We start from the raw sequence: 22,054 nt of genomic DNA, 5'->3' as shown, positions 1-22,054 counted from the left end.
AGAAAGGCACCCCTGTGAAGATCGTCGCAGCGGACGTGATCGTCTCCAGCCCCGACCGCAACTTCGTCACCCTCCGGATCACCACCGACGAGGGGTTCACCGGGCTGGGCGACGGCACCCTCAACGGCCGGGAACTGGCCGTCGCGTCCTACCTGGCCGACCACGTCGTCCCGCTGCTGATCGGGCGCGACCCCCACCGCATCGAGGACACCTGGCAGTTCCTGTACCGGTCGGCCTACTGGCGGCGCGGGCCGGTCACCATGGCCGCCATCGCCGCCGTCGACGTGGCGCTCTGGGACATCAAGGCCAAGGCCGCCGGGATGCCGCTCTACCAGCTCCTCGGCGGCGCCTCCCGGACCGGGATCATGGCGTACGGGCACGCGTCCGGCCGGGACCTGCCCGAGCTGTTCGACTCCATCCGCGCGCACCTGGAGCTGGGCTTCCGGTCCATCCGGGTGCAGACCGCGGTGCCCGGCATCAACGCCGTGTACGGCGTCGCCGCCCAGCCCAGCGTCGACGGCAAGCGGTACGACTACGAGCCCGCACAGCGCATCCCGCTGCCCGCCGAGGAGGACTGGGACACGCGCGCGTACCTGCGCCACCTGCCCGCCGTGTTCGAGGCGGTCCGCAACGAGTTCGGCCCGGAGCTGCCGCTGCTGCACGACGGCCACCACCGGATGACCCCCATCCAGGCCGCTAAACTGGGCAAGGCGCTCGAACCGTACGACCTGTTCTGGCTGGAGGACTGCACCCCGGCGGAGAACCAGGAGGCGCTGCGGCTGGTCCGCCAGCACACCACCACCCCGCTGGCCATCGGCGAGGTCTTCAACACGGTGTGGGACTACCAGACGCTGATCCGCGAACAGCTCATCGACTACGTCCGGTCCGCGGTCACCCACACCGGGGGCATCACGGCGATGCGGCGGCTGCTCGACTACGCCGCCCAGTACCAGATCAAGTCCGGCATCCACGGCCCGACCGACATCTCGCCGGTCGGCATGGCCGCCGCGCTGCACCTGGACCTGGCCATCCACAACTTCGGCATCCAGGAGTACATGCAGCACGGTCCGCTCACCAACGAGGTGTTCCGGCAGTCGTTCAGCTTCGCCGACGGGTACCTGCACCCGGGCGACCAGCCCGGCCTCGGCGTGGAGCTGGACACCGAGGCGGCGGCCCGCTTCCCGTACCAGCCGGCGTACCTGCCGTTCAACCGGCTCAAGGACGGCACCGTCCATGACTGGTGACCGGCCGCCCACCCGGCACGTCGTGGTGATGGGCGTGTCCGGCGCGGGCAAGACGACGGTGGCCCGGGGCATCAGCGAGCTGACCGGCCTGCGGTTCGCCGAGGCCGACGAGTTCCACCCGGCCGCCAACGTGGCGCGGATGCGCGCCGGCGTACCGCTCGACGACGCGGACCGCTGGCCCTGGTTGCGCGCCCTGGCCGGGTGGATGGCGGACCGGCACGCCGAGGGGGTCTCGACCGTGCTGACCTGCTCGGCGCTGAAGCGCGCCTACCGGGACGTGCTGCGGCAGGGGCCGGCGGACGTGGAGTTCCTGCACCTGGACGGGGCCGCCGAGCTGATCCGGGACCGGCTGGACCGGCGGGTGGGGCACTACATGCCGGCCAGCCTGCTGGACTCGCAGCGGGCCATCCTGGAGCCCCTGGGGCCGGACGAGTCCGGCGTGGTGCTGGAGGTGGCGGCGCCGCCGGACGAACTGGTCCGGGCGGCGGTCACCCGGCTGGGCCTGCCGGTGCGGGCCGCGGTCGCCGGCCCCTGACGGGCGTCCGCGGGCCGGCGGGGCCGGGCCCGCCGGCTGTCGGTCAGTCGGGGAGGGCGTCCAGGTAGACCCAGCGGCCGTCCTCGCGGACGAACCGGCTGTGCTCGGCCACCGTGCCGGGCCGGCCGGCCTCCCGGTAGTGCGCCCGGAACCGGACCGTCCCCTCGGTGTCGAACAACCCGCCCCGGTCGGTGTCGAGCACCTCCAGCCGGGTCCACCGCGTCCCCGGGCCCAGCCGCAGCCGGGCCGGCCGGGTGGTGGAGTGCCAGGTACGCGACAGGTGCGCGGCGTCGCCCACCGCGAAGGCGCTGTACCGGGAGCGCATCAGCGCCTCGGCGGTCGCCGCCGCGGCGACGCCCCGGTGGACCGGGCCGCAGCAGTCGGCGTACGGCAGGCCGGAGCCGCACGGGCAGGGACCACCGGTGGGGTCGGCCGCGCTCCGGCGGTCACCGCGTTTCGCCACCCGGTCATTCTCGCCGACGGCTCACCGGCCGCTCGTCCGGGCCGCCCGCCGGTTGCCGAACGACTCCATGGTGGTCGCCTTCTTCGCCGGCGTGCGCGTCGCGGCGACCCGGCGGGCCTTGGCGCCGGCGGCGGTCTTCCTGGCGGTGGCCGCGCGGGCCGTGCCCTTGGCGGCCGGTGCCTTCTTCGCCGTGGTCCGCGTGGCCGGTGCCTTCTTCGCCGCGGCCTTCGTGGCGGGCGCCTTCTTGGCGGCGGCCTTGGTGGCCGGAGCCTTCTTCGCCGCCGTGGTGGCCTTCTTCGCGGCGACCGCCTTGGCGGTGGGCCTGCGGGTGGGCGTGGCGGTGCTGGCCGAGGTGGCCTTCTTCCGCGCCACCCGCGCGGTGGTCGGGGTCGGCTTGCCGCCGGGGGTCTTGGCGGCGGTGGCGCCGGTCGCCCGCTTGCTGGCGGTCGCGACCTTCTTCGCCGCGGCCTTGTTCGGCATCGGGGCCTTGCGGGCCCCGGTGGCCTTCCTGGCGCTGCTCGGTCTGGTGGCCGCCTGGGCCATCTGTCCTCCTCGCGGTCCGCCGCGGCCCGGACGCGTGCTGCAGTCCGACGACGCCGGGCCGGCCGGCCCGCGCGGCGCGCGTGTCTTCCCGCCGCGCCGGGTGGTCAAACCCGGGAACACGCCCGGCTGGGCAGCGGCAGCGGGGACATCGATCGGCCCAAGAACCAGGACGTGGATTGGCTCTGCTGATGGGCCATTTCGCGGCCTACCGTCGACTCGGCAACCGACACCCGCGAAGGGACCGAGACGACGATGACCACCGCCGACATGTGGTTCGACCCGCGCTGCCCGTGGGCCTGGAACGCCTCCCGCTGGCTTCTGGAGGTGGAGCGGGTCCGCGACGTCCGGCTCCGCTTCCACGTGATGAGCCTGTCCCTGCTCAACGAGGGACGCGAGGATCTGGAGGAGTGGTACCGGGAGTGGCTGAAGCCGGGCCTCGGCCCGGTCCGGGTCTGCGTCGCGGCCGCGCAGAAGTGCGGCCCGGAGGTGCTGCGCGACCTCTACACGGCGCTGGGGGAGCGGATCCACCACGAGCGCGCCCCCATCGGCCGGGAGCTGTACGCGGCCGCGCTGACCGAGGTCGGCCTGCCCGTCGACCTGGCCGACGCCGCGGACACCGCCGAGCACGACGCGGCCCTGCTGGCCAGCCACCAGGCCGGGCTGACCCCGGTCGGCGAGGATCTCGGCACGCCGACCATCCACGTCACCGGCGCCGACGGGCGGGTGAACGCGTTCTTCGGGCCGGTGGTGGCGCCCATCCCGCGCGGGGAGGACGCCGGCCGGCTCTGGGACGGGGTGCTGCTGGTCTCCGGCACCGACGGGTTCTTCGAGTTGAAGCGGGCGCGGACCCGCCCGCCGATCGAGCGCTGAGGACGGTGGCGCCTCGGCCTGACCGGCCGCGGCGGGTCGGGACACCCCACCCGCCGCGGCCGGTGTCTCAGACCCCGATCCGGCACCAGTCACCCCAGATCGCGAACGTCATGCCCCGGCTCGCCTGGATGTTGACGAACAGGGTGTGTCCGTCCGGGCTGAAGGTGGAGCCGGCGAACTCGTCGTTGGACCGGTCCGCTCCGGTGCTGCTGACCAACCGGTTCAACGCGATGTCGAACAACTCGCCGCGCGGGGTGAGGCCGCGCACGTAGTTGTCGTCCACGTTGTCCTCGCAGACCACCAGCGTGCCGCGAGGGCTGGTGGTCACGTTGTCCGGGAAGTCCAGCACATCGGGCCCGGGCGACTCGTACACCAACCGCAGCACCTGCGCCCGGCAGTCGTACGCCCACACCTGGCCGTGCCCATTGCCGTAGCCGTCGGCGACGGGGCCGGTCGACGTCTCCGCGGGGCCACCGCCCTGGGTGGCGGTGAAGTAGACGACGCCGTCGTCGTACGCCGACCCCTCCAGCCGGGAGAAGTAGGCGGCGCCCCGGTCCCAGCCCTGCCGCGACACGTACGTCAGCGCCTGGTCGTTCGTCGTCGGCGCGACCTGGCCCGGGGTGTACGGGAACCGCGGCGCCGGGTCGTCGATGTCCACCCACTGCACCGGGTACGTCGCGTGCGGCCGCTGTGCGGCGGCCAGGTCCAGATTCCGGCGGCCGCGCACCGCGAGCATCTGCAGCCGGCCCCCGTCGGCCAGCCGGCCGGACCTCATCGGGTCCATCGGGGGCGTGTACCGGTAGAACCCGGACGGGAAACCGAAGTTGTCCTCGGTCAGGTAGAGGTGCCCGCCGCGCGGGTCGTAGGCCACCGACTCGTGCGCGAACCGGCCGGCGGCGGTGATCGGCGCCCGGTCCGACTGCCCGCCCGCGGGTACCTCGTAGATGAAGCCGTGCGGCTGGGTGAGCGGCACGTTGGAGGCGCCGGTGAAGTCCGGGCCGACGTCCGGCCCGTTGACCGTCTCCTCGCAGGTGATCCAGCTGCCCCAGGGCATCCGGCCGCCGGAGCAGTTCATCATGGTGCCGTTCAGGCTGGTCCACGAGCGCCGGACCTCGCCGTGGCGGGTGACCTCGACCGTGGTGGTGCCGCCCTGCGCCATCGGGTCGTACGCCGCGGCGGCGTCGCCGAAGGCGGGGCCGGCATTGTTCACCTCGTGGTTGCGGACCAACCGGACGGTGCCGTCCGGCCCGCGGAAGGCGCCCATGCCGTCGTGCCGGCCGGGCAGCCGCGTGCCGTCGTCCAGCGTGACCGGGAACTCGGTGTCGTGGAACGAGCGGTACTGGAAGCCGTCGGGCAGGTGCAGGCGGACCTTGCCGTCGCGCAGGTCCGGCACCGGCCCCAGGGTCGGTTCGGGTGCCGGACGCCGGCCGGCCGCGCCGGCCTCGCCGCGTGCCACGAACCCGATGAACGGGCCGCCGAGGACGGCGCCGCCCGCCGCGGCGGCGGCGCCGCGCAGCAGGGTGCGCCGGTGGAGATCAGGCATCGGGGGACTCCTTTGTCGCCAGGTCCGCGTCCATCGAGGCCGGGGACCGATCCTCGAAGTAATCCTCGTCACCTGATCACCGCATGGCAACCTCCGGCACGGCCGCCGGGGCGCGGTTCAGGACCGCAGCTCGGCGCGGCCGGGCTGCTCAGGACGCCGGCAGCTCCACCGGCAGCGGCACCGGCCGCTTCGCCACCCGGTCGTCGCCGGAGGAGCGCCCGCGCAGGTGCCGGCCCAGCCAGGGCAGCAGGTGCCGGCGGGTCCAGGCCAGCTCGGCGCGGACCGCCTGGTGCCGGGGCAGGCGGGCGGCGACCGGCAGCGGGTGCGACCACGAGTCGTCGTACCCGGGCAGGCCGGCCGTGTGCGCGAGCGCCGCGGCGATCCGCTCGTGGCCGGCCGTGTTGGCGTGCAGCCGGTCGTCGCTCCACAGCCGGGGATCCGAGGCCACCGCGTGCGCGCCCAGGTCGAGCAGGGTGGCGCCGGTCTCCGCGGTGGCCGCCCGGACCGCCTCGTTGAGCGCCAGCACCCGACCGCGCAGCGGGCGGGCCAGCGGCATCACGGGCGCCGGGTCGGGCAGGGTGAAGGTGAGCACCGTGGCGCCCTGGCCAACCAGCGCCCGTTGCATGGCGCGCACGTCCTCGACCACCCGGTCGGCGTCGAACGACGGTCGCAGCACGTCGTTCATGCCGGCCACCACGGTCGCCAGGTCGGGCGCCAGCTCCAGCGCCACCGGCAGCTGCTCGCTCCGGATCAGCGCGGTGGTGCGGCCGCGGATGGCGAGGTTGGCGTATTCGAGGCCGCCCTGCGCGCGCGCCACCGCCAGGGCGAACCGGTCGGCCCAGCCCCGGTAGCCGCCCGCCCCGTCCGGGTCGTCCAGGCCCTCGGTGGTGCTGTCGCCGATCGCCACGTACCGCCGCCACATCATGCGCGCCAGCCTACGAAACCCGCGGCGGGCGGTTCCGGGGACAGCGTCGGCAGGCCGCGGCCGCTAGCGTGGTGCGGGACATGAGCCCGACCCAGCGCCGCCTCGACCCGGATCAGGTCCGGCGTTACGTGGCCGCCTCCCTCGGCTCCGCGGCCGGCGTGACCGGCTGCGGGCCGCTGACCGGCGGCGGGTTCGCGGCCGTCTGGTGGGTGCATCTGGACGACGGGCGGGCCGTGGTGCTCAAGGTCGGGCCGCCGCCGCACGTCCCGCTGCTGCGCTACGAGCGGGACATGATCGGGGCGGAGGCGCGCTACCTGCGGCTGGTCGCCGCGCGGGCGCCCGCCGTGCCCGTGCCGCCCCTGCTGCACCACGGCTGCGATCCGGTGCTCGGCGACTGGCTGCTCACCGGCCTGCTGCCCGGCCGCACCCTGTGGGACCTGACGCAGGCCGGCGCCGAGGTGGCCCCGGTCCGGGCCGAGTTCGGCCGCGCCCTCGCCGCCCTGCACGCCGTCACCGGCGACCATTTCGGCTACGACGGTGGCCGGGCCGCCGCGCCCACCTGGCGCGGCGCGTACACGGCCATGCTCGACGACCTGCTGGCCGACGCGGCCGACTGGGCGGTGCCGTTGCCCGTCCCGGCGTCCCGCATCCGCGAGCTGGTCGACCGGCACGCCGACGTCCTGGACGCGGTACGCCGCCCGGCGCTGCTGCACTTCGACGGCTGGGCCGGCAACGTCCTCGCCCTGGACGGCCCCGACGGGACACCCCGGCTCAGCGGGCTGGTCGACGGTGAGCGCCACCTCTGGGGCGACCCGCTGCTGGACCTCGTGTCGCCGCTGCTGTTCCGGCGCGCCGAGGACGAGCCGGACGACCCGCTCGTGCGCGCCTACCGGGCGGCCGCGCCGTTCCCGCTGGACGCCGGGGCGCGCCGCCGGCTCGGGCTCTACCGGCTGCACCTCTACCTGCTGATGACCGTGGAGATGCCCAGCCGGGGCATCACGGCCGAGTCCGACCCGTGGCGGGTGGCTCGCCTCGCCGAGCTTGTCGACGCCGAACTGTCCGACCTGGACGGGCCCTGATCCTCCTCAGAGCCAGCCGGAGCGCCGGAACAGCCGGTGCAGGGTGACCGCGGCCGTCGCCATGAGCAGCAGCGCCCCCGCGTAGCCGTAGCGCCAGCCCAGCTCCGGCATGTGCGCGAAGTTCATCCCGTAGACGCCGGCCACCGCGGTCTGCGTCGCGGCGATCGCCGCCCATGCCGCGATCTTGCGCATGTCGTTGTTCTGCTCGACGGCGAGCTGCGCCAGCCGGGACTGGAGGATCGAGTTGAGCAGCTCGTCGTACGAGCCGATGCGGTCCACCGCCCGGGTGAGCCGGCTCTCCACGTCGGCGAACCAGCGGTGCAGCGCCGGCGGCGGGCCCTCGCCCCGCTGCTCCAGCAGCGCGCGCAGCGGCGCCTGCAACGGCAGCACCGCCCGCTTGAACTCCACCACCTCCCGCTTGAGCTGGTAGATGTGCTGGATGTCGGCGTCCCGGTCGGGGGCGAAGACGCTCTCCTCGACGCGTTCCAGGTCCCGTTCCAGGTGCCCGGCGACCTCCAGGTAGAGGTCGACCATCCGGGCGCAGACCGCGTAGGCCACCGCCCACGGTCCCTCGGCGAGCAGCCCCGGCCGGCGCTGCACGTCCTCCCGCACCGGGGTCAGCGCGCCCGTCGCGCCGTGCCGGACGGTGACCGCGAACCGGTCGCCGAGGAACACCATCACGTCGCCGGTGTCGATCACCTCGGAGGTGGCGGTCAGCTCGGCGTGCTCCACATAGCCGGCCGTGCGCAGCACCAGCAGCGTCACGTCGCCGTGCCGCTGGACGGTGGGCCGGTGCCCGTCGGCGAGCGCCTGCGCCACGGCCAGCTCGTCCAGCCCGAAGGTCCGCCCGACCGCGGCCATCACGGCCGCGCCCGGCTCGTGCAGCCCCAGCCAGACGAACGCCCGCCGGGTGCCGCGAGCCCGGTCGTACGCGTCGGCGTAGTGCGGCCGGCCCGGCTCCCGCCGGCCGGCCACGTAGATCGCGCAGTCCACCACCGCGTCCGGGTTGGCGCGGCGCGGCGCCGGCCCGGCCGCCTCGTCGGCGCGGCCGAGCAGGCGGGTCAGGAGGCCGGGCAGCAGCCGCCCGCCCCACCGGGTCCGTGTCGCCGACCGGCCCACCGCGCACCTCCGCCCGCCGAGGAACTGACGGCCTACCGTACGGCCTGCCGGCCCCGCGGCGGTGTCCGGCCCGCGTCAGCGGGCGGCGGTGGCGAAGACCACGATGTTGTCCGGGTAGCTGCCGGTGCGCGGGTCGAACCGGCCGCCGCAGGTGATGAGCCGCAGCCGGGCCTCGGCGCCGCCGCCGTACACCCGCTCGGTGGGGAAGCGCTCCTTCGGGTACGCCCCGACGCCGTCCACGGTGAACACCGCGACCCGCCCGTCGGCCCGGGTGACCTCGACGGTGTCGCCGGGGCGCAGCCGGCCGAGGTCGAAGAAGACCGCCGGGCCGCGCAGCGAGTCGACGTGCCCGACCAGCACGGCGTTACCGGCCTCGCCGGGCGTGGGGCCGCGGCGGTACCAGCCGGCGATCTCCGGATGTTCCAGCGGCGGCACCTCCAGCGCGCCGTTGGAGTCCGTGGCGACCGGAACGATGTCGGCGTCGACGCCGATGCCGGGAATGGCGACGCGGAGCGGCTCCGAGCGGGGGAGCACCGGGCCGGCCGCCCCGGAGCGCTCGGCGGTCGGCGCGGCCGAGGCGCCCGGCTGGGGCGGCGGGTGCGAGGTGGTGCCGAGGCCGGCGGCGACCAGCCCGGCGCCGGTGGCGCCGGCGAGGGTGACGGCGGCGACGATGACGGCGGTGCGGGCTCTCGACGGTCCGCCCGTCCGGTGGCGCTGCGACGACAGGGTCCCACCTCCGTCCGGGGTGGACGCGGTGCCCGCGCCGGTCAGACCGGCGCGGGCACCCGCTCAGGGATGGTGTGGCGGGCCGTCAGGCGACGGTGGTCGCGCGCCGGCGGCGGCGCACCAGCACGTACGTCCCGCCGGCGACCGCTGCGGCGGCCAGCGCGCCGCCCGCGGCCAGCACGCCGGTGTCGCCGTCCCGGCCGCCGGCCCCGGCCTGCGCGCCGCCGATCGGGGTGACGGTGAAGGTGGCCGTGCCGCCGTTGCTGCCGTCGCCGCAGGTGGCGGTGACCGTGTACGTGCCGAGGGTGAACCCGGCGGTGAAGAGTTCGGCGCTCAGCCCGCCGCCCGCCGCGGCGGTCGTGGATCTGACGTTCTGGTCCCGGTTCGGACCGGTGACGCGGAAGAGCGCGTCGCCCGCCTTCGGGTTGCACGTCGTGGTGAGCACGACGGTCCCGCCGACCGGGGTGGTGGCCGGTGAGACGGTGGTGTCCGCGAGGGCGGCGGCCGGGAGCAGCAGTGTGCCGAGGCCCACGCCGACCGCCGCCGATCCGAGAACTGTCTTTGCCTTCATCCGCGTCTTCCCTCACTTTTCGTCCGCTGTCTGCGTGGGACGTCGTTCGGGTGGCCAACTCCGTGACTAGCACCGGTGTGGCCAACACTAGGAGGGTTGCGGCGGTCACTCGGCGTAATTGAGAAATCTTCGCTGCCGTCACGTGTTCCCGGTCGCTCCCCGGTGCGACGGACATGCCCGCCCAGCACGGGCAACCGGGCGACGCGGCTCGTCCCGGCCTGCGTGGAACGTCCCGTCCCGACGGCGCCGCCGCGTCTGTCCGGTTCGACCCCGCCTGCGGTGCTTCGGCCCGGCCTGGGGCGACGTCAGCGGGTCGGTGGCTCGGGGCGGACCAGGCCCACGTCGTAGGCGAAGACCACCGCCTGGATCCGGTCGCGCAGGCCGAGTTTGGTGAGGACGGCGGAGACGTGCGTCTTCACGGTGGCGGTGCTCAGGAACAACCGTTCGGCGATCTCCGCATTGGACAGTGCGCGCGCGGCGAGCGTCAGCACCTCCACCTCGCGGGCGGTGAGCGCGGCGAGCCGCCCCCGGTCGGCGGGCGCGCCGGGCAGCCGGTCGGCGAACCGGTCGAGCAGACGGCGGGTCACCGTGGGCGCCAGCAGCGCCTCGCCCCGGGCCACCACCCGCACCGCCTCGGCCAGATCGGCCGGGCGGGTGTCCTTGAGCAGGAAGGCGCTCGCGCCGGCGCGCAGCGCGGCGTACACGTGCTCGTCGAGGTCGAAGGTGGTGAGCATGACCACCCGCGCCGGGTTGCCGCCGGACACCAGCTCGCGGGTGGCGGCGATGCCGTCCTGCCGCGGCATCCGCACGTCCATGAGCACCACGTCGGGCCGGGTCCGGTTGGCCACCGCCACCGCCTCGACCCCGTCGGCGGCCTCGCCGACCACGGTCAGGTCGGGCCGGGCGTCGAGGACCATCGCGAGCCCGGCGCGGATCAGGTCCTGGTCGTCGGCGACGACCACGCGGACGTTCATCGCGTTGCTCCCACCGGCAGCCGGGCCGCGACGCGGAACCCGCCGGCGGGCAGCGGCCCGGCCTCCAGCGTGCCGCCCAGCAGCCGGGCCCGCTCGCGCATGCCGACGATGCCCCGGCCCCCGCCCGCGCCGGGGCGACGCGGCGGCACCGTGCCGTCGTCGACCACCGCCAGGCTCAGCACACCGTCGCCGTAGCGGACGCTGACGTCGGCCCGGGTGGCGTGGCTGTGCCGCAACGCGTTGGTCAGCGACTCCTGCACGATCCGGTACGCCGACAGCTGCACCCCGCCGGGCAGGTCCTCGGCGCCGGCGTCCCGGTCCATCGTCACCTCCAAGCCCACCGCCCGGACGGCGTCGGCGAGGGCGTCGAGCTGCGCCAGCCCGGGCTGCGGCCCGTCCGGATCAGCGCCGTCGTCGGCGGCCAGCGCGTGCAGCATCGCCCGCAACTCGGTGAGCGCGGACCGGGCCGCCGCGTTGATCGCGCCGAGCGCGGCGCGGGCCCGCTCCGGGTGCGTGTCGAAGACGTCCTCGGCCGCGGCGGCCTGCACGGCGATGACCGCCACGTGGTGGGCCACCACGTCGTGCAGCTCGCGGGAGATCCGTTCCCGCTCCCGGGTGAGCACCTCCCGCTGCCGGTCGCGGCGGCGGTGGAAGTGCCCCCGCTGCAGCTCGCCGAGGGCCCAGCCGAGACCCAGCGCGGTCACCGCGAACAGCAGGTCCCGCCAGCCCCCGGTGAGCAGCTGCCACGGCGTCGGGAGGAGCAGCAGCCCCAGCGCGACCAGCGAGAACCGGGGTGGGCGGAGCCGGGCGACATACGCCAGCGGCACGGTGACCAGGCCGAGCCAGCCGAGCGGAGGGCAGAGCGCCCACAACCCGACACCGGCGAGGGCGGCCACCGCGAGCGCGTACCCCGGTCGCCGGCGGATCCACAGCAGACAGCTGGCCTGCGTGGCGGCGAGGCCGACCGCGGCGGCGGTCCCGCCCGCCGAGGTCGGGGGGGTGCCCGGGGCGAGCAGGACGGTCAGGGCGACGGCGAGCATCACGGCGGCGATGCCGCCGTCGAGCAGCAGCAGGGAACGGGAGCGGGGCGGGCAGTTCACGCCCCGGATGCTAGGCCGCGCACCCGCTCGGAATCATCGGTCGCCAGACGGAGAACCGAGCCGGATCTGGTCCCCGGGAGGGAGGGGCGAACCGGTCCGCGGCGCGATCCGCGGGAGCCCGGTGCGGGCCTAGCGTCCCTGGTGACCGATCCCGCTGATGGAGGTACACCCATGGACACCACGACCACCCCCGCCGTCACCGCCGCCCTTCCGGCGCGCCGCCGCGACCGGGCCCTGGCGGTGCTCGCCGCCACCGCCGCCACCCTGGTGGTGTGGGTCGCCGCCGTCCCCGTTGCCGGGGTGGACCCCGTCGTAAGCAACGGCGGGACCGAGCAGTCCGTGACCGCCGTCGCGGTCGGGGCCAGCACCCTGCTCGCCGGCCTGGCGGCGTGGGCGCTGCTGGCTCTGCTGGAGCGGTTCACCGCCCGGGCGCGGGCCGTCTGGACGGGCGCGGCCGGGCTGGTGCTGCTGCTGTCGCTGCTCGGCCCGCTGGGCGGGGGAGTGGGCGCCGCCGCGACCCTGACCCTGGTCGCCCTGCACCTGGTGGCCGCCGCCGTGCTCGTGCCGCTGCTGCGGCGCACCGCCCGGCGCTGAGGTGCCGGGCCGGAGCCGCCGCCACGGGGGTGGGCGGCTCCGGCCCGCTCAGTCGGCCGCGACCGGCTCCGGCAGCGGCGCGCCGGTCTCCAGCAGGCTCTTGAGGCTGGCCAGCAGCTCCGGCCAGCCGCCGCTGCCGTCGAGCTGGCCGCTGATGGCCCGGTGCATCTCGCTGTCGGGCGAGAAGTCGTCGTGCGTCACGGTCAGCCGGACCGTCTCGCCGTGCGGGGCGAGGTCGAAGGCGACCTTCGAGCGACGCTCGCCGAGCCGGGCGGCCAACTCCTCGTCGGACCAGCCGAAGTGCGCGGCGTGCTCCGGCTGGAAGCCGTGCCAGGTGTACGCGAGCCGCCGGTAGGGCTCGGCCTCCAGCACCCGCTGCCCGAGGTCCCTGGGCTCGGCGTCGGGGGAGTCCTGCCAGAGCAGCGGCGAGCCGGGCCGCCAGTCGGAGACCAGGGTGACGCCGCCCCAGTAGCGGCGGGTGAACTCGGGCGCGGTGAGCGCCGTCCAGAGCCGCTCCGGTGTGGTGCGGATGTAGGTGGTGTAGACGAACGTCGGGCGCGTCATGGGCTGCCCCTCCAATGCTGTCTGCAGGTCGGCGAGGGCCTGTGCCCGGGCGCGGTCGTACCGGCCGATCCACCGGTCCGCGACGGCGTTGATCGGGGCGGCGTTGAGGTGGTGCAGCTTCTCCCGGCCGCGTCGCGTGGTGGTGACGAGGCCGGCCGCCTCCAGCACCGCGAGGTGCTTGCTCACCGACTGTCGGGTCATGTCGAGCCCGGCGCACAGCTCGCGCAGGCTCTGTCCGTTGCGGGCGTTGAGGCGGTCGAGCAACCGGCGCCGGCTCGTATCGGCCAGCGCCCGGAACACGTCGTCCATCCGTCGTCCTTTCCGCGACAGGCAACCGTCCGGCTGCCTGTCGTCAGAATACGCAGCCCCATGGTTGCCTGTCCAGCGCTGACCAAGGAGCTAGCCTCCTAGGACGCCCTAGAAGGTGTGCAGTGGTCGGCCGGCTACGCCGTTGCACTGACGTTGACGCATGACGTGGTGCCCGGATGCAGGGCGGGGCCCCCCGCCCGACCGGCGGTGGCGGTCGGGGAGGGGGCCCGCCATCTGGTCAGGCGACCGGTTCGGGGGCGGCGCCCGCGCCGGTCTCGGTACGGGCTGCGGGGACGAGCCGGCTGTCGCCCGCGTCGGCGTGGTAGTCGTCGGCGGTCGTGCCGTCGGTGCCGTCGGTCACCTTCGCGGCCCGGAGAATCAGCGTGCCCAGCATCGCGACCAGCAGGTTCACCAGTACGGCCACAAAGCCGACGTAGACCGCCGAGGGAGAAAGCCGAGCCGCCGAAGTGCTGCCGGCCGTTCGCACCCGGGATCTGATAGAGCATCCACATGCCCAGGCCCATCCCGGCGACCCACCCGGCGATCAGCGCGCCCCGGTGGAACCAGCGGGTGTAGAGGCCCAGCGCCACTGCGGGCAGCGTCTGCAGGATGATGACCCCGCCGATGAGCTGGAGGTCGATGGAGAACTGCGGGTCGAGGAAGACGATGCAGGCCACCGCGCCGACCTTTACCACCAGCGAGGTGATCTTCGAGACGTTCGCCTCCTGCGCCGGGGAGGCGTCGCGCCGCAGATATTCCTTGTAGATGTTGCGGGTGAACAGGTTCGCCCCCGCGATCGACATGATCGCCGCCGGCACCAGGGCGCCGATCCCGATCGCGGCGAAGGGGTTCGTGACGGGCATGGTTGATCTTTTCATCCCGACCACGACCGGGAAAATCCGGTCGGGGTGACGCTCCGGGGGCTGGTAGGTTCGCTCGCCGTGACGGGCATCGCGGGGGATCGGCTGGACGGGCGCTTCGCCCGGCTCTGGACGGCCAGCACCATGTCGGCGCTGGGCAGCGGCATGGCCACGGTGGCCGCCCCGCTCTACGTGGCCTCGCGGACCGACGATCCGCTGACCGTCTCGGCCGGCGCCGCGGTGGCCTGGCTGCCGTGGCTGCTGTTCGCGCTGCCGGGCGGGGTGCTGGTCGACCGGGTGGACCGGCGCCGGCTCATGGTGGTCATCGACTGGGTGCGCGTCGCCGTGCTGGCCGTGCTGGCCGCCGCGCTGGTCACCGATCGGGCCGGGGTGCCGCTGCTCTACGCGGTGCTGTTCGTGGTCAACACCGGTGAGGTGGTGTTCCGCACCGCCGCCCAGGCGGTCGTGCCGGCGGTGGTGCCCCGGTCCCGCCTGGAGCGGGCCAACGGCTGGCTGGGCGGGGGCACCCAGATCATGCAGAACATGGTCGCCGGGCCGCTCGGCGGCTTCCTCTTCGTGGTGGCCGCGGCCATCCCGTTCGCCGTGAACGCCGGCACGTACGCGCTCAGCGCCGTCCTCGTCGGCCTGCTCGCCGGGTCGTACCGGGGCTCGCCGGGGGCGGGCGGGCGCCGCTCGGTCCGCGCGGAGGTCGCCGAGGGCTTCCGCTGGTTGCTGTCCCACCGCCTGCTGCGCACCATGACCCTGCTCATCGGGCTGCTCAACGTCACTCTGACGGCCGCCCTGGCGGTGCTCGTGCTGCTCGCCACCGACCGGCTCGGCCTCGGCTCGGTCGGCTACGGCGCGCTGTTCACCTGCATGGCGGTGGGCGGGCTGCTCGGCTCGGCCGTCGGCGACCGGCTGGTCGCCGCCATCACGGCCACCTGGACCGTCCGGGTGGGCCTGCTGATCGAGGCGGGCCTGCACCTGGCCCTGGCGGCCTCGCGCAGCGCCGTGGTGGTCGGGGTGGCGCTGTTCGCCTTCGGGGTGCACGGCGCGCTGTGGAACATCGTGGCCAACTCGCTGCGCCAGCGACTCACCCCGCCCGCGCTGATGGGCCGGGTGGGCAGCACCACGCTGTTCATCGCGGCGGGCGGCAACTGCGTCGGCGCGTTGCTCGGCGGGGTGGTCGCCGACCGGTACGGGATCACGGCGCCCTACTGGGTGGGGCTCGTGGTCGCCGTCGGGGTGATCGCCGCGACCTGGCGGGTGTTCGACCGGGCCACGGTGGCCGCCGCCTACGCCGACCCGGCCCCGGAGGGCCGGGACACCCCGGCGACCGTCGCGTGAGGGTCCGCGCTCAGGGCAGCGGCGGCACCGGGAGGGTGACGCCCTGCGCCGCCGCCTGGTGCGCCAGCTCGATCAGCTCGACCACCCCGACCGAGTCCGCCGGGTCCACCGGCAGCGGCGCGCCGTCCCGCAATGCCGCCGCCAGCTGCGTGTAGAAGTCCTGGTAGCGGCCCGCCTCGGTGGGCACCGCCCGCAGGTCGCCGTCGGCGCCGAGCCGGCCGTACGCCTCGGGGTCGACCTCGCCCCAGCCCGGCGTGCCGGGCCGGCCGCCGTCGCGCAGCGCCGCCTCCTGCGGGTCCAGCCCGTACGTGGTGTACGCGGCCCGGTCGCCGAGCACCCGGAAGCGCGGGCCGAGCTGGGCGGTCAGCGCGCTCATCCACAGGTGGGAGTGGACGCCGTTGGTGTGGGTGAGCGCGACGAACGCGTCGTCGTCCACCTCGGCGCCCGGTCGGCGCCGGTCCACCTCGGCGTAGACCCGCCGCACCGGGCCGAACAGCCGCACCGCCTGGTCGACCAGGTGGGCGCCGAGGTCGAACAGGGCGCCACCGGCCTCGCCGGGCGCGGCGCTCTCCCGCCAGCCGGGCTTGATGGCCGGCCGCCACCGCTCGAACCGGGACTCGAAGCGGGTCACCCGGCCCAGCTCGCCGGCCTCGACGAGCCGCCGCACGGTCAGGAAGTCACCGTCCCAGCGGCGGTTCTGGAACGCGGTCAGCGGCACCCCGGCGGCGGCCGCCTCCGCGACCAGCGCCCGCCCCTCGGCGGCGGTCGGCGCGAGCGGCTTGTCCACCACCACCGGCAGCCCGGCCGCCACGGCGGCCCGGGCCATCGGCACGTGCTGCCGGTTCGGCGTGGCCACCACGATGAGGTCGACCGTGTCGCCCTGCCAGAGCTGGTCGGTGTCGTCGAGGACCCGGGCGTCCGGGTGCTCGGCCTTTACCTGCGCGCGGCGCTCCGGGTCCCGCGTCACCACCGCGTCCAGCCGTAGGCCGGGTGTGGCGGCGACCAGCGGGGCGTGGAACACCCGCCCGGCGATCCCGTACCCCAGCAACCCCACCCGCAGCGGCGCCTGCGCCATGCCGTCCCCCGTCCTCGATGATCCCCTGCGAATCTACGCGGCGCGTCCGGCCCGGGACGGCGGGTCCCGGGCGGCGGCCCACCTGCGGGTGTGGCAGCGTGGGCGGGTGCACCCAACGCCGGTCGAGGTCGACGTCGCGCTGGTCGGCGGCGGCGGCGCCGCCTCCCTGGTGCTGGCCGCCCTGGCCCGCCACGACGTGACCGGCCTGCGGGTCGCCGTGGTCGACCCGGTGCGCAAGCGCGGCCAGGACCGCACCTGGGCGTTCTGGGGCGCCCCGGGCGGCGACCTGGACCCGCTGCTGAGCGCGAGCTGGTCGCGGGTCGACGTGGTCACGCCCGCCGGCCGCCGGGTCCTGCCGCTCACCCCGCTGAGGTACGCCATGCTCCGCTCCGCCCCGGTCTACGACCGGGCTGCCGCGGCCGAGCGGCGGCTGGACGCCGTGCGGATCGGCGCGCCGGCCGGGGCGCTGGCCGACGACGGTCACCGGGTGACCGTCCACGATCCGGAGGGGCGGCCGCTGGTCCGGGCCGGTTGGGTGCTCGACTCCCGGCCCCGCCCGCCGGCCCGGCCCGGTCGGACGAGCTGGTTGCAGCACTTCCGCGGGTGGTGGCTGGCGGCCGACGGGCCCACCTTCGACCCGGGCCGGGCGGTGCTCATGGACTTCCGCACCCCGCAGCCCGCCCGCGGCGTCTCCTTCGGCTACGTGCTGCCGGTCGACGACCGGTATGCCCTGGTCGAGTACACCGAGTTCGGCCCGGCCGTGCTCACCGACGCGGGCTACGACGCGGCGCTGCGCGGGTACGCCGGCCTGCTCGGCCTGGACCTGTCCGCGCTGCGGGTGCGGGAGGTGGAGAACGGGGTGATCCCGATGACGGACGGCCCGTTCGTGCCCCGTCCCTCGCCGCGGGTGGTCCGGCTCGGCACCGCGGGCGGCGCCACCCGCCCGTCCACGGGCTTCACGTTCTCCGCGATGCTCCGGCAGGCCGAGCAGGTGGCCGGGGCCCTGGCGGCGGGCCGGCCGCCGGTGCCGGCGCCCGCCTACCCGGGGCGGCACCGGTGGATGGACGCGGTGGCGCTGCGCGCCCTGGACCGGGGGCACGTCGGCGGGGTGGCGTTCTTCGAGCGGCTGTTCGACCGGAACCCGCCGGAGCGGGTGCTGCGTTTCCTCGACGGGGCCACCTCGCCGGCCGAGGACCTGGCGGTGATGCGGTCCAGCCCGCTGCTGCCGATGACCGGCGCGGTGCTCGGCGACGCGGCCGGCCGGCTGCGCGCCCGGTGGGGCCGCGGCCCGGCCGCCACCCCCGGGCCGGCGGCCGGACCGCGGGGCGCCGGTCAGGCCGGCTCGTAGCGGCCGGCCCGCTGCCCGGCCCTGCACCCGCACACGAACGGCGACCGCCGGTGTCGACAGCGGTCAGCGGCGGAGTTCCGCGGCGACCCGGTCGCGAACCAGCACCCGCAGCCGCTCCATGGGGTCGCCGTCGCCGGCGCCGAGCCGGTTGCGCACCGCCACCACGGTCAACCCCAGCTCCGGGTACGCGAACGCCAGGCTGCCGCCGCTGCCGGCCGTGCCGAACGACCCGTCGGCGTCGACCGCGTAGCCGAGGCCGAACGTCGTCTCCTGCCCGAAGACCCACTCCTCGGCGCGGACCGCCACGGCGGAGACCTCCCGGAGGCGTTCCGGTGCGATGAGCCGGACCCCGTCGACCGGGCCGAGCAGCGCCGCGTACATCCGGGCGACCGCGCGGGCCGACATCGTGCCGACCGCGGGCACGTCGGCGCGCAGCACGTCGGGGCGGCTGCCGGTCGTGGCGTCCGGGCGGACGTGCGGTGGGGCCACCGCGTCGAAGTGGGGCAGGTTGGCGCCCGCCCAGGTCATGAGGGCGGCCAGGCCGGCGTCCTCCAGCCGGGCCAGCCGGGGCAGGTCGGCCTCCGGCACGCCGAGGAACAGCTCGCCGGTCACCCCGAGCGGCCCGGCCACCTCCTCGGCCAGCACCTGCGAGACCGGCGTGCCGGTGACCCGCCGGACCACCTCGCCGACCAGCCAGCCCCACGTCCAGGCGTGGTACGCCAGCCGTTCGCCGGGCGCCCACCGGGGCTGCGCGTCGGCGAGCAGCCCGCACATCCGGTCCCAGTCGGTGAAGTCCGCCGGGGTGATGTCGGGGGGAAGGGTGGGCAGCCCGGCGGTGTGGGTGAGGGCGTGCCGCAGCGTGATGCCGTCCTTGTCGTGCCGGGCGAACTCCGGCCACACCTCGGCGATGCGCAGGTCGTAGTCGAGCCGACCCCGCTCGGCGAGCACGTGCACGACGGTGGCGGTGAGCCCCTTGCCGGTGGACACGGCGTGCACCGGGGTGTCGGCGGTCAGCGGCCGGCCGGTGGTGGTGTCGGCCAGCCCGGCCTGCTCCTCGACGATCGGCGCGCCGGCCAGGTACGCGGCCACCTGCACGCCCGCCTCCCGCCCGGAGGTGACCAGGTCGTCGACTGCCTCGCGTACCTCGGCCCGCAGGCCGTCCCAGCGCCCGTCCATGATCAGCGACCCTGCCAGACCGCCGCGCGGGTGTCGTGCGGTTTTCCGCCGCCGGTCGGCGGCCGGCCGGCGGGTCGGGTGGTCCCGCGCCGGGACGTACCGGGTAGGTTGCCGGCATGGTGGAGGCGGCGACCGGCGGGGTCGTGGAGATCTGGACCGACGGTGCGTGCAGCGGCAACCCGGGCCCCGGCGGGTGGGGTGTGCTGCTGCGCTGGGGCGGGCACGAGCGCGAGCTGTGCGGCGGCGAGGCCACCCCGACCACCAACAACCGGATGGAGCTGACCGCCGCGATCCAGGCGCTGGAGAGCCTCACCCGCCCGGTCACCGTGCGCCTGCACACCGACAGCACGTACGTGCGCAACGGCATCACGAGCTGGCTGGCCTCCTGGAAACGCAACGGCTGGCTGACCGCCGCGAAGCAGCCGGTGAAGAACGCCGACCTGTGGCAGCGCCTGGAGGCGGCCTGCGCCCGGCACGACGTGACCTGGCTCTGGGTGAAGGGCCACAACGGGCACCCGGAGAACGAGCGTGCCGACGCGCTGGCGAACCGGGGGATGACCGAGGCGCGGGCCACGGCGGTGGCCGCCCGCTGACCCGGGCGGGTTGTGTCGACCCCGGTCGATGGGTAACGTAGCGGATCGATGCCATCACGGACAGTCGCCCTCCCGGAGGTGTCCGCGTGACCGTTGCCGCCCTCACCGACCTGCCGCTCTGGCCGCCGATCAACCTCGACCGTGATCCGCTCGTCCCGCTGGACGCGGGGGAGCGTCGGCGGTTCGCCGGTCCGGTCACCCGGGTGCGGCTTCCCACCGACGCCACGGCCTGGCTGGTGACCCGGCACGCCGACGTCAGGCAGATGCTGCGCCACCCCGGCTTCAGCGCGGACCTGACCCGGCCCGGCTTCCCGCTGCTGCGCCGGATCCCGCCCGGCGCGTTCGGCGACCGCCGGGGCGGGTTCATCCGGATGGACGGCGTCGAGCACACCCGGCTGCGCCGGATGCTCACCGCCGAATTCATGATCAGGAACGTGCGGCGGATCGAGCCGCTGATCCGGCAGACCGTCGACCGGGCGCTGGACGGCCTGCACGCCGCCGGCCCGCCCGCCGACCTGGTCACGCACGTCGCCCTGCCGGTGCCGTCGATGGTGATCTGCCACCTGCTCGGCGTCCCCTACGCCGACCACGACTTCTTCCAGGAGCGCAGCCGGACGCTCATCGACCGGGACGCCCCGCCGGAACGGGTCCAGCGACACGTGCGGGAGCTGCGCGACTACCTGCACCGGCTGGTCGAGGCGAAGGTGGCCACCGGGGAGCGCGCCGACGACCTGCTCAGCCGGCTGGCCCGGGACCGGGTCGACACCGGGGAGCTGGCCCTCGACGAACTGGTCGGCATGGCGGTGCTGCTGCTCATCGCCGGCCACGAGACGACCGCCAACATGATCGGCCTGAGCACCCTGCTGCTGCTGCGCCACCCCGCCCGGTACGCCGCGCTGCGGGACGACACCGGGCACGCCGAGGGCCTGGTCGACGAGCTGCTGCGCTACCTCAGCATCGTGCGCACCGGCCTGCCCCGCCTGGCCACCGAGGACGTCGAGATCGGCGGGCGGCTGATCCGGGCCGGGGAGGGCGCGATCGCGGTGCTGTCCCTGGCCAACCGGGATCGGACCGCCTTCGACCGGCCGGACGAGTTCGACCCCTACCGGGCGGCGCAGCAGCACGTCGCGTTCGGCTTCGGGGTGCACCAGTGCATCGGCCAGCCCCTCGCCCGCGCGGAGCTGCGGATCGCGCTCGTGGAGCTGGCCCGCCGGTTCCCGCGGCTGCGGCCGGCCGCCACCGCCGGGCGGCTGCCGACCCGGGACAGCTCGGTCGTCTACGGCCTCGACGCGCTGCCGGTGACCTGGTGAGCGGGGCCGTGCGGGTCCGGGTGGACCGGGACCGGTGTTGCGGGGCCGGCAACTGCGTGGTGACCGCGCCGGAGGTGTTCGACCAGGATGACGCGGACGGCCTCGTGCTGCTGCGCCGGGCCGAACCGCCCGCCGACGCGGCCGACCGGGTGCGCCTCGCCGTGGAGCTCTGCCCGGCCGGGGCGATCAGCGTGGCGCCCCGGCCGGTGCCGGAGCGCTCCTCGACATCGTGAGGCGCCGGTCCGCTCAGCGCTCCGGGCGGCCCTCCTCGATCTCCTCCGGCTCGTTCGCCGGGTCGGCGGTGCCGGAGACGTCGGCCACGTCGTAGCCGGCGCGGCTGACCTCCCGGGCGGAGCGACGATCCTCGGCCGGCAGGTCGGCGAAGTCGTCGCCGGTGTCGTCGGTGCTGTGCAGGGACTCGCCCGGCGGGCGCAACGACGCCTCGTACGCGGTCGCGCCGTCGGGCTCGTCGGTGGCGGCGCGGCCGAAGGACTCTTCACTCGTCATGTGGCACTCCTGCCCATCGGGGGCGGGGACAAACGCTCAGCGGGCCGCGTCCGGGTGGGTCGGCATCGAGGAGCCGCCGGAGCTGCTGCCCGACGCCCCACCGGCCACGCCGGAACCGTCGTCCTCGGTCACCTCGTCCGGTTTCGGCGCGCCCGGCTCCGGCGCCGGCACGTCGGTGTCCGCCTCCACCTGGACCAGCCGGGCCTGGCCGACCTCGTCCTCGGCGTGCGCCGGATCGACCGGCTGCCTGCCCTGCCGTGTCTCGTATTTCACCGGCCGTGTCTCGTGCTTCACCGGTCCGCCTCCCATCCGTCGCGCGGTGACGCCGCCTACCCGGGGCGGTCGCCGCGAAACCCGGCCGTGCTCTTCCGCCGCCCGCGGTGTCGTCAGCGGCGGCGCCGGCCCGCGGAGCGGCCGCCCGTCGGGCGCCCACCTCCCGACCGCCCGCCGGACGGTGGCGTGGCCCCGGGCGACCCGGCCGGGGTGACGGTCAGCGACCAGTGCGCCGGTCGGCGCAGGCCGCGCGGCAGGACCGTGCGGTGGTCGCCGCGGGCCGCGTCGAGCTGGGACTGGTGCACGAACAGGCAGTCGCCCAGGTCGGCGCCGCGCAGGTCCGCCCCGCGCAGGTCGGCCCCCGTGAGGTCGGCCGCGCCGAGGTCGGCCCCGCGCAGGTCCGCGC

The 22,054-nt window shown here is 75.6% G+C and carries 25 protein-coding genes and 1 pseudogene; 10 read left to right on the top strand and 16 right to left on the bottom strand.

What is annotated here, in order from left to right; genetic code table 11:
• Window positions 1–14: 14 nt before the first annotated feature.
• Both manD and F8274_RS09025 read left to right on the top strand, forming a co-directional pair.
• Window positions 15–1,244, top strand: a complete 1,230-nt coding sequence (manD, locus tag F8274_RS09030) for a D-mannonate dehydratase ManD (protein WP_151461827.1) — start codon at window positions 15–17, stop codon at window positions 1,242–1,244.
• Window positions 1,234–1,779, top strand: coding sequence for a gluconokinase (locus tag F8274_RS09025; RefSeq protein ID WP_151461826.1), 546 nt, complete (start codon window positions 1,234–1,236; stop codon window positions 1,777–1,779). Before manD ends, F8274_RS09025 begins: the two co-directional genes overlap by 11 nt.
• 43 nt (window positions 1,780–1,822) lie before the next feature.
• On the opposite strand, the gene F8274_RS09020 is transcribed toward F8274_RS09025, so the two are convergent.
• Both F8274_RS09020 and F8274_RS31185 read right to left on the bottom strand, forming a co-directional pair.
• On the bottom strand, window positions 1,823–2,242 hold the full coding sequence (locus tag F8274_RS09020; protein WP_151461825.1) for a YchJ family protein: 420 nt from the start codon (window positions 2,240–2,242) through the stop codon (window positions 1,823–1,825).
• Window positions 2,243–2,263: 21 nt separating this feature from the next.
• Window positions 2,264–2,785: a histone gene (locus F8274_RS31185; protein ID WP_192579760.1), complete on the bottom strand. Its 522-nt coding sequence runs from the start codon at window positions 2,783–2,785 to the stop codon at window positions 2,264–2,266.
• Between the two features lie 252 nt (window positions 2,786–3,037).
• Here F8274_RS31185 and F8274_RS09010 point away from each other — a divergent pair, with 252 nt between their 5' ends.
• Window positions 3,038–3,655, top strand: a complete 618-nt coding sequence (locus tag F8274_RS09010; protein ID WP_151461824.1) for a DsbA family protein — start codon at window positions 3,038–3,040, stop codon at window positions 3,653–3,655.
• A 67-nt stretch (window positions 3,656–3,722) separates the two neighbouring features.
• Here the strand turns inward: F8274_RS09010 and F8274_RS09005 are convergent, their stop codons facing one another.
• Together F8274_RS09005 and F8274_RS09000 are read right to left on the bottom strand one after the other, a co-directional pair.
• Window positions 3,723–5,198 carry a PhoX family phosphatase gene (locus F8274_RS09005; RefSeq protein WP_151461823.1) on the bottom strand — a complete coding sequence of 492 codons (1,476 nt, stop codon included), beginning with the start codon at window positions 5,196–5,198 and terminating at the stop codon, window positions 3,723–3,725.
• 148 nt (window positions 5,199–5,346) lie between these two features.
• A complete protein-coding gene (locus F8274_RS09000; protein ID WP_151461822.1) occupies window positions 5,347–6,123 on the bottom strand; it encodes an SGNH/GDSL hydrolase family protein in 777 nt (258 codons plus the stop codon).
• Between the two features lie 80 nt (window positions 6,124–6,203).
• On the opposite strand from F8274_RS09000, the gene F8274_RS08995 reads away from it, so the two are divergent.
• On the top strand, window positions 6,204–7,202 hold the full coding sequence (locus F8274_RS08995) for a phosphotransferase family protein (protein WP_151461821.1): 999 nt from the start codon (window positions 6,204–6,206) through the stop codon (window positions 7,200–7,202).
• A gap of 6 nt (window positions 7,203–7,208) precedes the next feature.
• On the opposite strand, the gene F8274_RS08990 is transcribed toward F8274_RS08995, so the two are convergent.
• The 5 genes from F8274_RS08990 to F8274_RS08970 all read right to left on the bottom strand — a co-directional run bounded on the left by F8274_RS08990 (window position 7,209) and on the right by F8274_RS08970 (window position 11,692).
• Window positions 7,209–8,321, bottom strand: coding sequence for a magnesium and cobalt transport protein CorA (locus tag F8274_RS08990; RefSeq protein WP_151461820.1), 1,113 nt, complete (start codon window positions 8,319–8,321; stop codon window positions 7,209–7,211).
• Between the two features lie 75 nt (window positions 8,322–8,396).
• Window positions 8,397–9,047: a class F sortase gene (locus tag F8274_RS08985; RefSeq protein ID WP_151461819.1), complete on the bottom strand. Its 651-nt coding sequence runs from the start codon at window positions 9,045–9,047 to the stop codon at window positions 8,397–8,399.
• 85 nt (window positions 9,048–9,132) lie between these two features.
• Window positions 9,133–9,618, bottom strand: coding sequence for a hypothetical protein (locus tag F8274_RS08980; RefSeq protein ID WP_151461818.1), 486 nt, complete (start codon window positions 9,616–9,618; stop codon window positions 9,133–9,135).
• Between the two features lie 305 nt (window positions 9,619–9,923).
• On the bottom strand, window positions 9,924–10,592 hold the full coding sequence (locus tag F8274_RS08975) for a response regulator transcription factor (protein ID WP_151461817.1): 669 nt from the start codon (window positions 10,590–10,592) through the stop codon (window positions 9,924–9,926).
• On the bottom strand, window positions 10,589–11,692 hold the full coding sequence (locus F8274_RS08970; RefSeq protein ID WP_151461816.1) for a sensor histidine kinase: 1,104 nt from the start codon (window positions 11,690–11,692) through the stop codon (window positions 10,589–10,591). The genes F8274_RS08975 and F8274_RS08970 overlap by 4 nt, the downstream gene beginning before the upstream one ends.
• Window positions 11,693–11,863: 171 nt before the next feature.
• On the opposite strand from F8274_RS08970, the gene F8274_RS08965 reads away from it, so the two are divergent.
• Window positions 11,864–12,286: a DUF6069 family protein gene (locus F8274_RS08965; protein WP_151461815.1), complete on the top strand. Its 423-nt coding sequence runs from the start codon at window positions 11,864–11,866 to the stop codon at window positions 12,284–12,286.
• Window positions 12,287–12,334: 48 nt separating this feature from the next.
• Here the strand turns inward: F8274_RS08965 and F8274_RS08960 are convergent, their stop codons facing one another.
• Both F8274_RS08960 and F8274_RS08955 read right to left on the bottom strand, forming a co-directional pair.
• A complete protein-coding gene (locus F8274_RS08960) occupies window positions 12,335–13,159 on the bottom strand; it encodes a metalloregulator ArsR/SmtB family transcription factor (RefSeq protein WP_151461814.1) in 825 nt (274 codons plus the stop codon).
• 238 nt (window positions 13,160–13,397) lie between these two features.
• Window positions 13,398–14,004, bottom strand: a pseudogene (locus F8274_RS08955) (sodium:solute symporter); the annotation flags it as partial.
• Between the two features lie 96 nt (window positions 14,005–14,100).
• On the opposite strand from F8274_RS08955, the gene F8274_RS08950 reads away from it, so the two are divergent.
• Complete coding sequence (locus F8274_RS08950; RefSeq protein ID WP_225853680.1) at window positions 14,101–15,366, top strand: MFS transporter; 1,266 nt, start codon at window positions 14,101–14,103, stop codon at window positions 15,364–15,366.
• Between the two features lie 10 nt (window positions 15,367–15,376).
• Here the strand turns inward: F8274_RS08950 and F8274_RS08945 are convergent, their stop codons facing one another.
• Window positions 15,377–16,441: a Gfo/Idh/MocA family oxidoreductase gene (locus F8274_RS08945; RefSeq protein ID WP_151461813.1), complete on the bottom strand. Its 1,065-nt coding sequence runs from the start codon at window positions 16,439–16,441 to the stop codon at window positions 15,377–15,379.
• Window positions 16,442–16,529: 88 nt separating this feature from the next.
• On the opposite strand from F8274_RS08945, the gene F8274_RS08940 reads away from it, so the two are divergent.
• Complete coding sequence (locus F8274_RS08940) at window positions 16,530–17,789, top strand: lycopene cyclase family protein (RefSeq protein WP_151461851.1); 1,260 nt, start codon at window positions 16,530–16,532, stop codon at window positions 17,787–17,789.
• A gap of 63 nt (window positions 17,790–17,852) precedes the next feature.
• On the opposite strand, the gene F8274_RS08935 is transcribed toward F8274_RS08940, so the two are convergent.
• A complete protein-coding gene (locus tag F8274_RS08935; RefSeq protein WP_225853679.1) occupies window positions 17,853–18,965 on the bottom strand; it encodes a serine hydrolase in 1,113 nt (370 codons plus the stop codon).
• Between the two features lie 116 nt (window positions 18,966–19,081).
• On the opposite strand from F8274_RS08935, the gene rnhA reads away from it, so the two are divergent.
• The 3 genes from rnhA (at window position 19,082) to F8274_RS08920 (ending at window position 21,101) form a co-directional block, all read left to right on the top strand.
• Entirely contained in the window at window positions 19,082–19,558 is a 477-nt protein-coding gene (rnhA, locus tag F8274_RS08930) for a ribonuclease HI (protein ID WP_151461811.1), read from the top strand.
• Between the two features lie 86 nt (window positions 19,559–19,644).
• Window positions 19,645–20,868, top strand: coding sequence for a cytochrome P450 (locus F8274_RS08925; protein WP_151461810.1), 1,224 nt, complete (start codon window positions 19,645–19,647; stop codon window positions 20,866–20,868).
• A complete protein-coding gene (locus tag F8274_RS08920; RefSeq protein WP_370518207.1) occupies window positions 20,865–21,101 on the top strand; it encodes a ferredoxin in 237 nt (78 codons plus the stop codon). Before F8274_RS08925 ends, F8274_RS08920 begins: the two co-directional genes overlap by 4 nt.
• 13 nt (window positions 21,102–21,114) lie before the next feature.
• Here the strand turns inward: F8274_RS08920 and F8274_RS08915 are convergent, their stop codons facing one another.
• From F8274_RS08915 to F8274_RS08905, 3 genes are all read right to left on the bottom strand, one after another.
• Window positions 21,115–21,375: a hypothetical protein gene (locus F8274_RS08915; RefSeq protein ID WP_151461809.1), complete on the bottom strand. Its 261-nt coding sequence runs from the start codon at window positions 21,373–21,375 to the stop codon at window positions 21,115–21,117.
• A gap of 36 nt (window positions 21,376–21,411) precedes the next feature.
• Entirely contained in the window at window positions 21,412–21,648 is a 237-nt protein-coding gene (locus F8274_RS08910) for a preprotein translocase YidC (RefSeq protein WP_151461808.1), read from the bottom strand.
• Window positions 21,649–21,761: 113 nt separating this feature from the next.
• On the bottom strand, window positions 21,762–22,054 hold a 293-nt coding region (locus F8274_RS08905; RefSeq protein WP_151461807.1), incomplete at its 5' end, for a pentapeptide repeat-containing protein.

The organism is Micromonospora sp. AMSO31t (assembly GCF_008868175.1).
Lineage (GTDB): Bacteria > Actinomycetota > Actinomycetes > Mycobacteriales > Micromonosporaceae > Micromonospora.
The sequence above is the reverse complement of the archived record's forward strand: the minus strand, read 5'-3'. Positions and strand labels throughout refer to the sequence as shown.